Source organism: Flavobacterium terrisoli, assembly GCF_030167905.1.
Classification (GTDB): Bacteria; Bacteroidota; Bacteroidia; order Flavobacteriales; family Flavobacteriaceae; genus Flavobacterium; species Flavobacterium terrisoli.
This window is the reverse complement of sequence record NZ_JARGNA010000008.1, coordinates 26,666-41,107: the sequence shown is the minus strand read 5'-3', so window position 1 is coordinate 41,107 and position 14,442 is coordinate 26,666. Positions and strand designations below refer to the sequence as shown.

Sequence of the window (14,442 nt, the reverse complement as noted above, 5' to 3'; positions counted from 1 at the left end):
AAAGTATCATGAAATCACTTTCTAAAATAGTGACAGCAATATTTGCATTGTTGTCTATAAATATCTGCATTGCTAATACGCAAACCAACCAATCACAAAATGAGCTTTCTGTTGTATTTGAAAAGTACTTTGAGATAAAAGAGGCATTAGTAAGCACTAATGGAAAATCAGCAGCTGAAAAAGCAAATGAACTGACTTCCGTCATAAAAAATGTTAATATGGAGAAACTGACCTCTGAGCAACATACCGTTTGGATGAAAGTTCAGAATGATTTAGCGGAAGATGTGGAACATATTTCCAATACCCGTGATGCAAAGCATCAACGGGACCATTTTGTAACCCTTTCAACGGCTATTTATAAACTCCTAAAAGTATCTAAAACAGAAACGCCGGTATATTATCAATTTTGCCCAATGGCAAATGGTGGTAAAGGAGCGAATTGGCTAAGCAAGGAAAAGTCAATTAAAAACCCCTATTATGGTTCACAGATGATCAGCTGCGGCAAAACGGTTGAAACAATACAGTAATGATACTTTACATCAAAAATATGGTCTGCCGGCGTTGCAAAATGGTCGTCGCTTCTGAACTCGAAAAATTGGGAGTTAAAACGCTTTCTGTTGAGTTGGGTGAGGTGGAATTGCAACACCCAATTGATGCAGCTCTTAAAGACACGCTGGCAGCCAATTTATATGCATTGGGATTTGAACTCATCGATGATAAAAAAAGTAAAATCATCGAGCGGATTAAAAGCCTCATCATCGAATTAGTACATTCGCGGGACAACGATTTGAAAACTAACCTTTCGCAATACCTTTCCTCTGAAATTGGTCAGGAATATAGTGCACTCAGTAATTTATTTTCTGAAGTTGAGGGAACAACCATCGAGAAATATCTAATTGCACAGAAAATTGAGAAAGTCAAAGAATTACTTACTTATGATGAATTATCATTAAGCGAAATTGCCTATCAGCTAAATTATAGCAGTGTGGCTTATTTAAGCAATCAGTTCAGGAAAGTAACAGGGTTTAGCCCAACTTACTTTAAAAACCTCAAGGACCGAAAGCGAAAGCAAATTGAAGATTTGTAAAACTTTACAAAATTCATCCAAAATTGTACAACTCTTTCATTTGGACAATTTGGAACTTTGTCTTGTAAATCAAAAACAAATATCATGACACACACTTATCAGGTTACGGGAATGACATGTGGAAGCTGTGAAGCAAAAGTAAAATCCGCTTTAATGACAATCGAAAATGTTTCATCTGTTGAGGTATCGAAAGACACTAATACTGCAACAGTCACTATGGACAAACACGTTGCACTTTCAGACTTTCAAAAAGCATTAGGTGGCGATGAAAGCCGTTATCACATTTCGGCTATTGAGCATAACGAAACAGTAGAACAGGCTAAAAGTTGGTTTGTAACCTACAAGCCAATTTTAACCATTTTCACTTACATTACTGCTATCACGTTGCTTGTTCAAACGCAAAATGACAGTTTCAATCTTATGCAATGGATGAGGCATTTTATGGCAGGTTTCTTTTTAGTTTTTTCTTTTTTCAAGATGCTCAATCTTAAAGGATTTGCAGAGAGTTATGTGATGTATGATGTAGTTGCCCGTAAAATCCCTGTTTGGGCCTATCTATATGCTTTTGTTGAATTGGGATTGGGTATTGCAAACCTCATTGATTTTAACCCGCTTGTAACCAATGTGACAACATTTATTGTGATGTCAGTAAGCATTATTGGCGTATTGCAATCGGTATTAAATAAAAAACAAATTCAGTGTGCTTGTCTTGGTGCAGTATTTAACCTGCCAATGAGTAAGGTTACCATCATTGAAGATGCACTTATGATAGCTATGAGTGGCGTAATGCTTGTGGCTATGCTTTAAACAAATATTTAAAAATTAAAACATATCATTATGAAAAATCTAATCATCTTATCATTTATCATACTTTCATTAACCGCTTGTAATTCAAAAAGCAGTAAACCGGAAAGTACCGCACCTATTGAATCACAGAAAACCGAAACAACTGAAAAGGTTGCTGACAGCACTGCGGAAAACAAGTCGGTTGTACAACTATATTCTTGCCCGATGCATCCCGAAGTAAAAGGAGAAAAAGGCTCTGAATGCCCAAAGTGTGGAATGGCATTGACTGAACCTGTAAAGTAATAGGATTATGAGAAAGGCATTTTTAATATTTTTCCTCATTATGCTTCCTTCACTGTCACAGGCGCAGTCAGTTAGTTATACTTGCCCAATGCATCCCGAAGTACATTCACCCAAACCCGGCAAATGTCCTAAATGTGGAATGAATTTGGTTAAGGAAAAGACAAAGGCTAAACCGAAAACCGTTAAGGCAGTAAAACCCAAAAGCAACCCAAATGTTCCTGAAAATGAGGAAACTGTGGCAAAATACACTTGTCCTATGCACCCGGAAATTGTTTCAGATAAGCCGGGAAACTGCCCTAGGTGTGGGATGAAATTAATAGTACAGGATAAAAAAACGGTTTCAACTGATGAAACTAAAGCAGTTATGCCAGAGGATCATGAGCATCATGAAATGGAACGGATGGATATGCCAACGGATGATTTGAGCGCTAGTATCAGTCTTGCCAAAAAGAATTTGGGTAAAATCAAAACAGTTAAAGCGGCGCAACCACCTCGTACTGTGCGCTACGATTTGCATATCCGCGATACTGTTGTAATGTATGGCAAAAAGAAGAAAAGGGCAATTGCGGTTAACGGACAAATACCAATGCCTACGTTGACATTTACTGAAGGTGATACGGCAGAGATCCATGTTTATAATCATCTAAAAGAAGAAACATCACTTCATTGGCACGGCCTATTTCTTCCTAATCAAATGGATGGCGTGCCTTATATGACACAAATGCCAATTAAGCCAGGAGCGGAGTATTTATACAAGTTTCCTATTATCCAACATGGTACACATTGGTATCACAGCCATAGCGGTTTGCAGGAGCAGATTGGAATGTATGGCATGTTCATCATGAATAAACGGGAAGAATGGGATATTCCGACTATTCCTGTGCTACTGAGCGAATGGACAGATATGAAACCTGAGGAAGTGCATCGCAGATTAAAAAATGCCAATGATTGGTTTGCTATAAAAAAAGGGACTACACAAAGCTATACAGAAGCGATTGCATCAGGGCATTTTGGCACTAAGGTTACCAACGAATGGAAACGCATGACAGCAATGGATGTAAGCGATGTATATTACGAAAATTTTCTGATTAATGGTAAAAATCAGGACGAACACCCACAGTTTAAAGCAGGCGATAAAGTAAGGCTTCGGATTGCCAATGGTGGTGCATCCGATTATTTTTGGCTCAATTATGCAGGAGGTAAAATAACGGTAGTAGCAACAGATGGTAATGAGGTCGAACCTGTTGCCGTTGACCGTCTGTTAATTGCAGTATCGGAAACTTATGATGTGGTAGTTACTATTCCCGACAATAAAAGCTTTGAATTTTTAGTCACACCCGAAGACCGTACAAAATCGGCTTCTTTATGGCTTGGAAGTGGTGAAAAAGTTTCAGCAGGGAAAATGCCCCGACTTAAATATTTTGAAGGGATGAAAATGATGAATGACATGATGGACATGAACGGCAATATGGTTGAAATGGACGGGATGAAAATGCAAAACCAAATCATGGACATGAATACTGTCATGTATCCTGAAATAACCGGTGAAGAAAAAAAGAAAGCCAAAAAAGAGGAAACAGAAAACAATCATGCAGGACACAACATGGATGCAATACCTAAAGACATAGTTACACTGAATTATGAAATGCTGCGTGCGCGTGAGAAGACAACATTACCTAATGGCGAGTGGCGGGAATTAAAATTTGAACTAACAGGAAACATGAACCGCTACGTTTGGAGCCTGGATAATAAAGTGGTTTCAGAAACGGACAAGATCCTGATTAAAAAAGGACAAAATTTGCGTATCGTTTTATTTAACAACAGTATGATGCGACATCCTATGCACTTACACGGACATGACTTTCGCGTGGTAAATTCTCAGGGGGATTATGCACCAATGAAAAACATCATCGACATCATGCCAATGGAACGTGATACAATAGAATTTGCTGCAACTGAGCCGGGCGGTGATTGGTTTTTTCATTGCCACATCCTTTATCACATGATGAGCGGAATGGGGCGCGTTTTCAGTTATGAAAACTCACCTAAAAACCCTGAATTACCTAATGCTAAATTCGCCCGCCGAAAATTAAATTCAGATGACCGGGAATTTCATTTTATGGCAGAAAATGATTTCGCTACAAATGGAAACGATGGGATGGCAATGTTAGCAAATACCCGTTGGAGTATAGGCTCTGAATGGCGTTTAGGGTATAATGATATGCATGGATATGAATCTGAAACCCACATAGGGCGATACATAGGTCGGAATCAATGGTTCATGCCATTTATTGGGTTTGATTTGAGGTACAGGAAAATGGAAATGGGGGAGACTGAGGAAAACCTGTTTGGGCAGAAAAACACAAAAGACAAACGGGCTCAATTCAGCATAGGTGCAGCCTACACTTTGCCAATGCTTGTTATCCTTCAAGGTGAGTTATACCATGATGGAAATGTGCGTTTACAGTTGATGCGTGAAGATATTCCAATATCACCAAGAATTAGAGCAGGTTTTATGGTAAATACTGATCGTGAATATATGGTTGACTTGCGCTATATTTTTGATAAAAACATCAGCGCACGAGCCCATTATGATAGTGATATGGATTTTGGAGTTGGGGTAATGCTTAATTATTAAAAGACCCTTTTTTGAATGTAAATAAGCAAGAATTGTCAACCAAAATAAAAAAAGCCCTGAATAACGAGGCTTTTTTTTAGCGGAGAAAGAGGCTCCGGGTATCTTTAAATAATATCAGTATTTACTGAGCTTGACAAAGATTGATTTTGATAGGTGCACCTATAGGGCAACTACATTATATTACTTTGTAATAAGCAATGTAAACATACGAAATTTGGTATTAGGATTCTCATTTATGATTATTTTATAATATAATTATTGCTTTATAAAACAATATTGAAAAATAACCGGAGCAAGTCAAGAAGTGTACAGGTTATTGACCAATAACTGTCACGGTATTTTTTAGGATCGGTGGATAACCAGCAGTAACGCATTAACGAGTTAATTTAATTACTCCGGCAAGAAATATGTAATTTTGTATAATATTCTTTAAATATGAAAAACTTTATAATATTGATAGGATTATGTTTATTTAGCTGTCAGGATAAGAATTCTGATATTGTAAATGTTCTAGTATTTCCAAAAAAATTACACGAGGTTTCGGGTTTACAATTGGCTCAAAATAACACTTCCTTCTATGTAATTGAAGATAGTGGCAACAAGAACTCAGTGTACGAAGTTGATTTTAATGGAAAACAACTAAAAGAATTATTAATCAATGCCGAGAATACCGATTGGGAAGATTTGGCTTCAGATAATCAAGGCAATTTATTTTTAGGTGATTTTGGAAATAATGACAATAACAGAAAGGATTTGTGTATTTATAAAATCAATCCGTCAGTAGCTCAAAATGAAACCATAGCACCTCAATATAAAGTTTCGTTTTACTATCCCGAGCAAACCGAATTTCCGCCGACTAAAAAAGAGTTATTGTATGATTGTGAAGCTTTTTTTGAACTAAATGGCTTCTTTTATCTGTTTACCAAAAACAGAAGCAAAGACTATGATGGCACTTGTTTGATTTATAAAGTGCCTAATAAGAGAGGGAGTCATGCAGCGGAATTATTAGGCAAATATAAAACTGGTGATGCGTTTAATGATAGTGCCATAACTGGGGCAGCAATCAGTCCGGATGGTTCCAAATTTGTTTTGTTGAGCCATAGTAAAGTTTGGTTGTTTGAAGATTTTAATGAGGATGATTTTTTAAACGCTAAGATTTCGGTACTAGAATTAAACCACTATTCTCAAAAGGAAGCCGTGTGTTTTAAAGACAATAAGACACTTTTGATTGCAGATGAGAAGGATAAAAAAACCGGTGGTAATGTATATGAAGTCAGTTTGGAAAGTTTAAAAGCCAAACCCTAGGCCAAAGGCAATTCTAATACCATCTGTGGAATTAAATAAGCCCAGATTTGCATTTACCGTTTCTACGCCATTAATAAAAAAGCCACCACCATAAGAGTTGTTCCATTTATCGGAATCTTCCCCTTTTAACCAAATTCTCCCGTAATCAAAGCCACCATATAGGCCAATTTTTATGGGTATTATTCTGGTTTTCATGCTGCTAAAACTGTAACGTAAATCAGTATTTTGGTAGAAGGATCGATTGCCCGTAAAACGTTGGTTTCTAAATCCTCTTAATCCATCTATTCCACCAATTGAAGCGGCTTGGTAAAATTCGAAATCGTTTCCAATATTAATATGGCTTTTCAATTTGGTAGCCAGCACGAGCTTGCCAGACGGATTCAATTTGTGCGTAATACTTATTTCGGGTATAATATAGCCATAGCTGTTATCCTCTTCTAAACTTGATTTATAACCAATACTGATGGCCGTCTTCATTCCCAATGTAGGATAGGTTTTACTGTCATAATTTTCAAAATCGAAAGTCATACTGGTACCTATAAATTCTACTTCATCAAAAAGATACGTTGGCAACTGTGGGTTGTTTTCAACAAATCTGCCTTGTGTGTTCTGAACTTCGATACTTTCGTATGTAATACCAAAATTGACACTGCTACCTGATTTGCTTCTCCATTTTAAGCTTGGTATGAAATTATAAGACCTTACTCTAATTCTGTTGTAATCCATTCCTAAATCATCATCAGGATTGTCCGTTTCATTCCCGTATCCAAAAAAGTTTTGGGAAAAATTAGGACTTTGCAGTCCGGTGGTTACTTCAAGGTTAAGATGTTTGAAAATCTTTGCTACTTCCAATCTGTATGTCAATTCATAACCATTGGTAGCAAAATAATAAGCGGCTTTAACTTGGTGTTGACTACTAAAAGGGTTTAGTTCAAAACCATATCTGGTATATAGATTATTTATGCCAATTTTAAAACCATCATCCGGATTAGCGCCGATGATTGGAATTATCTGGTTGATGTTGTTTTTGATTTTTTTATAGTCATAAACATTGACCTCGTAACTGTCTTGCAACTTTAATGTTGCTTTTTTAGCATTGGTAATGTCATTTTGCTTTGATTTATAGTCATATATAACAATGTTTTGCCCCTTTTCTATTTTGAAATCATCATTATTTTGCCCTCCAATCAACCGAATTTTAATTTTTTTGCTTTTCCCCGTCACTTCAAAAGAGTCTTTATCGTCTAAGCCATAAATCCAAATTTCACAGGTTACTTTAGGATCATAAGTTTTAGAATGAAAAGCTTCTGGAAGCCCATCTTTTTTCTTTCTGAAACCGTTTATCGTTACACTTCCATTTTCGAGGCAGGAAATTTTAAAAAAGTCATCTTTTACGGTTCCGGTAATTACTGCGGTTTTATTTACCAAATTAAAATAACGGTCGGCAATCTTTTGTAAATTGTCTTTTCTGTTTTTGAGCATATTTTTGATTTCAACAACCGTTTGATCCTTTACTTCATTCGGAACATTATCAAATGCCTTTTCAATGACTTCTTCAGTAATATTATTTTGAATAAACTTTACCTGCTCGTCCCAGTCTTCTTTACCGGATTGTTTGATAAAAGCGATATCTAACGGAAATGGTTCTGTATTAAATCCCTTTACATCTTTCAAATCATCCTCGTATTTGCGGAGTAGTTTTGCTGCCGGTATCAAACGAACCGCTGCGCCTAAAAGAAATCCATCTGACATTCTTGAAAAGGGTTGGTCCCTGTCTCTTGGCAGTGGTTTATAGATGGTCTTTGCATTTTCTTTAAATTCTAACCATCGCCATTGGTCCTGATGCCGATCCCAATCGCCAATTAGCATATCAAATAATCGGGCTCTGAGATAGGTTTTTTCATCTACGATTTTACTTTCATCAGATTGGGTTTCCAACAATACTTCGTTGGTGCTGATAATATTGCCGGTGAAGTTTGGCTCGCTAAGCAATAGGTTTCCATCGGACGCCTGTTCTTCAAAAAGGTACAATTCATCTCCAAATTCACTGTTGAATTCGCCCAACGCTTTTTGTTTAGGGATATAATATAATTTTGAATTTAATCGATTCACTCCAATCGCATCGGATAAAGTGCCAACCACAAAAGGCGCATAAGGATAAGAGCCTGTAAATACATCTTTAACCAGGTTTTCCGAAGCCGTATTTTCAAATTGTTTTTGAACATATTGGTCTTTAAACATGGAAGCCTGAATGTATTGAGAAGCATTCTTTTTCATGGCTCTCATTACAAATTGTCTGCCGTCTTTAGTGGTTAAACGCAATGCCCTGGATTGTGTTCCGCCTCCTTTTCTAAGCGGTGTTAAACCGCCTTGCAATGTGTCTAAGTCAACCACTTTTGCTGTTATTGGCGTACTGTAATATTGACGGAACCGTTTACCCCATAAAAAGCTGTAAAATTTACTCTTGGTTGTCTCTTTTTCGGTATAGATGGAGGTCTTTATCGAATCGGGAAACACCTTTTGATATTCATATTTTATTTTGTTGTGATCAGCCCCAAATATTTTGGTTTCAAATTCAGTATTCTCGGTTTGAGCATTGATGAATTTTACTTTTGAGGAGCCATCAGCATAAATCTTCAGAACAGCAAAGCCATTTTCACCATGTGAATATTGGCCATTACCGGTATTTTTAACCGCTGTTTTTTTAGAACCGCTTCCGCTGATGATTTGAGGGATATTTTCTTCTACTATATATTGCAAATTATGTTCGTGACCGGAAACAAAAATCACTTTTTCGTTATGCTGGGCGGCGGCAACCAAATTTCTTTTTAATTCGTTGTAATGAATGTTTTGTAAATCGGCATTACTGATCCCTGTTGTTTTACGAAGTAGATTTTTTAATGTTCCCAAGATGGGTATCGGTTGTAAATGACTTTTAAAGTCATATTTTCCACCATGGGCACCATTGCTAAACATAGGATGATGTATGGCTACGATAGTTGTTTTTCCTCTGGCTTTTTTTATTTCACTTCTGAATTCTTCTAAAAACTGTGTTCTTGTCTTTATTTCACAATCTTCGTTAATGGTCGGATGATTGTCCCAATTGGTAATATACCATTGCGAATCAACGATAATTAAGATGATCTCCTCATTTATATTGATTGACTCAATGGAACAGCCATCTTTGGGTAAAAATGATTTCTTTCCCAGTTTTTTTTCAACGTATTCTTGCTGTCTTTTTAATCCGTCAAGGCCATTATTGTACCAATCGTGATTTCCGGGTATAAAGACGGTCTTGCCTTTGAAATTTTCAGCAATATTAAGCTGTACGTCAAGCCGATGTTCCGCAAGTTTTCTTTCAGAATCTTCCTTTTTTGGAAGTCCTGCGGGATAAATATTATCCCCTAAAAACAATAGGGTAGCATTTTTATTTGATTTATCAAGCTTCTTTTTTAAGCTTTTCAACGTAATGATGGTACTATCCATTTCGGCATTACCGGCATCGCCAATGAGGTAAAAAGTATGGACTGCATTTGTGGAGTCTGTTGCTTCTGTCGTAACCGATTTATTATTATTTTTGTTGTATTGTGGCTGATGCGTAGCACAAGATTGCAGTAAAACAAAGACGCTTACTACGACAAAAAGTTTACAATATTTGCTTGTAGCACTGTTGATACAAAACAATTTCATAACTTGGATTTTTACTTTTGCCAATGACGATTATAGAACAAGCTGAAGATTTTGTCTACAAATTATTCAAAGATAAGTTATCTGATTCATTTTTGTACCATAATTTTAACCATACTTTATCGGTAGTTAATGCGGTTAAGACCATAGCCTACGGGCAAAAGGTTAGCGAGCATGAACTTGAATTGTTGCTGCTAGCTGCTTGGTTTCATGATACCGGATATACAAACGGTTGTGAAAAGCATGAAGCCGGAAGTGTCGTCATTGCGGAAAAATTTCTTCAGGAGAGAAACTATAAAGCAGAAGACATAGCCACAATTACTTCTCTGATTAATGCCACCATAAAAGGTCATACGCCAGTAAATGCTTTGGAAAATATCATTCGTGATGCCGATTATTTCCATTTGGCCGAGAAAGATTATCTCTTGAGCGCTGAGTTCTTAAAACAAGAATTGAAAATGACACTAAACACAGATTTTACCGATTTGGAATGGGCAAAAGAAAATTTAAATTTTCTCACGAATCACCATCGGTTTTTAAGTGATTATGCGCTGTTACATTGGCAACCCCAAAAGGAAAAGAACATTCAAAAGATTCGAAAAAGAATCAACCAACTTGAAAACAATATTATGGAAACACCAGCAAAAACAAAAAAGCAAAAAGACAAGGAAGAAAGACCTGATCGTAGTATTGACACCATGTTCAAAATCACCCTAACGAATCATATTCGTTTGAGTGAGATTGCCGATAGCAAAGCAAATATATTACTGTCGGTGAATGCGATTATTATTTCCATTGCATTGTCGACGATAGTACCAAAATTGGACAGTCCGGGCAATGTACATTTGATTATACCAACATTTATCATGGTATTTTTCAGTGTGGTTTCTATCATTTTTGCCATATTGTCAACCAAACCAAAAGTGACTTCGGGCAAGTTTACACGCCAAGATATTGAAGATAAAAAAGTAAATTTGTTGTTCTTTGGCAATTTCTTTAAAATGCCTTTCGAAGAATACCAATGGGCAGTGAATGAGTTGTTGAAAGACAGAGAGTATTTGCACAATTCGATGATCAAAGACCTGTATTATTTAGGTTTGGTGCTCGAACGAAAATACCGCTTACTGCGCATTACCTATAACATTTTTATGATTGGAATCATTGTTTCGGTAATTGCTTTTGTCATTGCTTTCAGGCATGCTCCGATATAATGTTTTGATGCGCTACTTTTACCCGGATACCTTTTAAACCTGATACTCCTTGGAGTTCTTCTACTTCAAATTGTTCTACTTTAGGTTCCAATATTTCCTTAAACTGCAGGTATTTGATATAATCCATGTACTCTTTTTTCTCACTGGCGTGAGAATAAACTATGGTTATTTTCTCCTTTTCGGTAATGCGTTCACGGGTTCCTTTAATAAAAGCTTTATCGATTCGTTTTTTTACGACTTCATATCTGGCATTGTATGTCCCGTCAACGTCAAAACGTTTTTCATCCATACGGAAACGAATTGAAATAGGGGAACTGAAGACCAAAATCAGCGAAGTAACTTCCAAATGATAGGGTAGAGACTCTTTTAATTTATGGTGTTCTAATTCCATTTCACACATCGTTTGCAATTGCCAAAGTCGCAGGTTGTTGAGGTAAATTTTGTCAAAAGATTTGTCCGGTGCAATCGAAGCACCTATGTAGAGATTGTGTTCTACGCCATCGGTTTTGAATCGTTCGTAATAATGCGGGAAAATCTGCTGTGCCTCCAATTGTTTTTCGTCTAAAATGGAAGCCAGTTTTTTGTTGATTTTTGTCAGTGTATTGTCGAATTTCTTTCGTGCCTGATAGAACATTCCGGTCTTTTCGTCAATTTTGCCAAAATATTTTTCTATTAATATTTTGCTTTCTTCCGAAGCGCTATCCGCATTGATGATGGGATGAATTTCACTTTCAATATAACGCTGCATGATTTGTTCCGTATCGGCTTTTAAAGGCAAATCCAATTCAGTTCTAAATGAATTCAGTTCAAATTTCCGTTGCTCCAAAATCATCAAATTAGCTTTTGATTCCTGATTTTCAATAATAGCAATCAAAGAATCCAACTGTTTTTTTAAATCCAGTTTTACAGTTTCGTTCCTATGTTCTGACGAACCTTTAATATCTATTTCCCCAAACAAAGGATACACTTCTTTAAAGACAATTTCTTTAAAGACATATTCTTTGGACTGAAATGCGGTTCGGATATATTTTTGTGCTTCTCTTCGGAATTTCCAATACACACTCGAATGGATTGCGGTATATTCTTTTTGGATAACGGCTTCAATTTGGTTTTGTAAATCGAGTCGGTAACGGCTCATCGTATCGACCAAATAGGGCAATATCAAATCCAGTTTGTTGGCATTAATACTATTGAGTGCTCTTGGTTTTCCTGAAGCCAATTCGAAAACGCCCAACAGTTCATCGTCTTTCACCACCGGTGCCATAATACAGCTTTGAATGCCTTGACTTTTCAGATGAAGAGCAAAAGTCTCATTCGATTTTTTTTCTCCAAAAAAATCGACGTTAGAAATAATAAAGGTTTGGTGTTCTTTAATGACACAGTTGAAGAAGCAATCGTATAATTTTTTACCACATTCCGCTTCTTCCGCTTCGTCAAGGATAAGACTTGGAATGTTCTTTTTACTGGCATTAGGACGAATAAATTTTTTTTCTTCAGGGTCAAAAATGGTCAAACCTATTTTTAAATCCGGGATTCTGAATATAGACCTAAAAATGGATTGAAAATCTTCTTCCAATTCCTCATCATGGTTGTCGGTGGCTTTTAACAAATTGGTTTTAAGGGTTGACACCGAACTTTCAGTAGTCGCGTCATAAAGTTGAACTATTCCAAAACCTTTCAGTATCCAACTCCCTTGTGGAAATTTCTTTTTCCAAATAGTAATATCGTCAAAATTATCGATCAGATAATCGATTTCTTCCTGTGTCAGTTGAATTGCTTTTTCTGTTGGTATGATTTCGATAAAATCGGCATTGTATAAAATGCGATAATGTTTCATAATTCCATTACTGTCGGGAATATCATAAAATAATGGATTGGTAAAATCAATGCTTTGCTGGTAATGGTCATTTAGAATCAGGCAACAATTCATGATGTAAAAAAGGTCGTCTTCAAAGTCCCTGATGTTCATGTCAAAATCGACACCAGCAGCATTGAGAATCTTTTTAAATCTTTCGGTATAGTTGAAGGTGATGTTGTGAAACGGAATCGCAACAGCTTTAATTTCGTTATGCGTTAATGCCGTTGGAAATAAATCAGCAAGAAGGTTTTTGATTAAGTCTTGGTGTTCTTCTATCAATGATAAATCTTGTATCCCGGTCCTGAATTGGGGTAATTTCTCAATCTCTTTTAGGAGTGCCTTAGCATAATTGGCTCGGTAATCTACATTGGAAACAGCAATGGATTCTAATGTTTCAATCAGTTTGTGAAATGAAATTTGTGTAATAAAAGGGGTTTCATATTGTTCTAATTTTCTTTTCATTTTGACCAATTGATTATACCGATAAAGATAAGCCAATATTTGAAAACTGGCAATTGAAGTTGAAGTGGTTTGATTTTTTTAAGAAATGGTCTTTTTTGGCTTAGTCATTATTAGCTAAAAACGAAGAATACATCCAAACCATTTTTTCTTGGGCTCTGAATAGAAATATGATTTTTAAGTCTTGTTTAACAGTAAATAACATTACATAATATCAGATAACATCCACGTCAATTAATTATCAGGATTACCTTCGGTGTTCCCAGAGGGGAGAACCTTGCAAAAGAAAACCATAACGGCTTTTCAAGCCGTTAGTTTTTTTATTTTTTATCCACTTTCAAAAGCGCGCTTTTGACGCGGCTATAAAATAAAAAAACCGATTAGTTTCCTAATCGGTTTTCCTTTGCGGAGAAAGAGGGATTCGAACCTCGTTCTGTATGCTAGTATTTTAAGGTATTCGCTGTAGTCGTAGTTGGCAGGTCACTAAATAGGTCACTGTCTCGGGTGTGATAGAGAACGTAAAATTGTTAATCAAATATACGGCGTTTCTCCCATATGTACAAGTATAAGTTCATTTTTTGTACTACTTATTGAACTGGTTAGATTAGGTTTTAAAAAGGTTGTAAACGACAAATTTACTTTTAAAACCCTACAACATACAACGCTGCACTTCTTCTAACGGTAGACCGGAATACCTGCAAAATTCTTCAACTGAAATATATTGATGATCTTCTTTATTCAGATGCTCCTTAATCTTCTTTAAATATCTTCTGGCCTGGGTATATTCTTTACCCATGATTCGTTGAACGTCTTTCGGGTACATGCACACTCTAATGCTGCTTGCTCCCATTTTTCACATTTGATACTTTAACTATGCCTTTGGTATGCAGTAAGCATACCTCAACTATAACTGCAAATCTATACTATTTTCCGGAATTACAATAGGTGATTATTGGTACTTATAGTCAATTATTGTTGGGATGTGACAGTCACCCTTTGAAATGTCAGGCTAATGCCGGAATCTTTGATTATTCATTCACGAAAATGTTGCAACGATTGACGAAATGATGTGAGTTGTGAAAATTAGTATTAATCAAAAGTTTTAGAA

General features: G+C 36.3%; 9 protein-coding genes. 7 read left to right on the top strand and 2 right to left on the bottom strand.

Annotated elements, in window-relative coordinates; translation table 11 throughout:
* The first annotated feature begins 8 nt into the window (after positions 1-8).
* The 6 genes from P1K33_RS12060 (at position 9) to P1K33_RS12035 (ending at position 6,119) form a co-directional block, all read left to right on the top strand.
* Positions 9-527: a DUF3347 domain-containing protein gene (locus P1K33_RS12060; RefSeq protein WP_284653230.1), complete on the top strand. Its 519-nt coding sequence runs from the start codon at positions 9-11 to the stop codon at positions 525-527.
* Entirely contained in the window at positions 527-1,087 is a 561-nt protein-coding gene (locus P1K33_RS12055; RefSeq protein ID WP_284653229.1) for a helix-turn-helix domain-containing protein, read from the top strand. Before P1K33_RS12060 ends, P1K33_RS12055 begins: the two co-directional genes overlap by 1 nt.
* Positions 1,088-1,171: 84 nt before the next feature.
* On the top strand, positions 1,172-1,894 hold the full coding sequence (locus P1K33_RS12050) for a heavy-metal-associated domain-containing protein (RefSeq protein ID WP_284653228.1): 723 nt from the start codon (positions 1,172-1,174) through the stop codon (positions 1,892-1,894).
* 30 nt (positions 1,895-1,924) lie between these two features.
* A complete protein-coding gene (locus P1K33_RS12045; RefSeq protein WP_284653227.1) occupies positions 1,925-2,176 on the top strand; it encodes a heavy metal-binding domain-containing protein in 252 nt (83 codons plus the stop codon).
* Between the two features lie 7 nt (positions 2,177-2,183).
* A complete protein-coding gene (locus P1K33_RS12040; protein WP_284653226.1) occupies positions 2,184-4,814 on the top strand; it encodes a multicopper oxidase domain-containing protein in 2,631 nt (876 codons plus the stop codon).
* A gap of 435 nt (positions 4,815-5,249) precedes the next feature.
* Positions 5,250-6,119: a hypothetical protein gene (locus P1K33_RS12035; protein ID WP_284653225.1), complete on the top strand. Its 870-nt coding sequence runs from the start codon at positions 5,250-5,252 to the stop codon at positions 6,117-6,119.
* On the opposite strand, the gene P1K33_RS12030 is transcribed toward P1K33_RS12035, so the two are convergent.
* Positions 6,102-9,809, bottom strand: a complete 3,708-nt coding sequence (locus P1K33_RS12030; RefSeq protein ID WP_284653224.1) for a metallophosphoesterase — start codon at positions 9,807-9,809, stop codon at positions 6,102-6,104. The two genes, P1K33_RS12035 and P1K33_RS12030, sit on opposite strands and share 18 nt — an antisense overlap.
* Before the next feature lie 23 nt (positions 9,810-9,832).
* Here P1K33_RS12030 and P1K33_RS12025 point away from each other — a divergent pair, with 23 nt between their 5' ends.
* The gene (locus tag P1K33_RS12025) at positions 9,833-11,017 is read left to right on the top strand and encodes a Pycsar system effector family protein (protein ID WP_284653223.1); all 1,185 of its coding nucleotides are present in this window, start codon (positions 9,833-9,835) and stop codon (positions 11,015-11,017) included.
* On the opposite strand, the gene P1K33_RS12020 is transcribed toward P1K33_RS12025, so the two are convergent.
* Positions 10,998-13,337 (bottom strand): GAF domain-containing protein, encoded by a 2,340-nt coding sequence (locus tag P1K33_RS12020; protein ID WP_284653222.1) that lies wholly within the window; start codon positions 13,335-13,337, stop codon positions 10,998-11,000. The two genes, P1K33_RS12025 and P1K33_RS12020, sit on opposite strands and share 20 nt — an antisense overlap.
* Between the last annotated feature and the right edge of the window lie 1,105 nt (positions 13,338-14,442).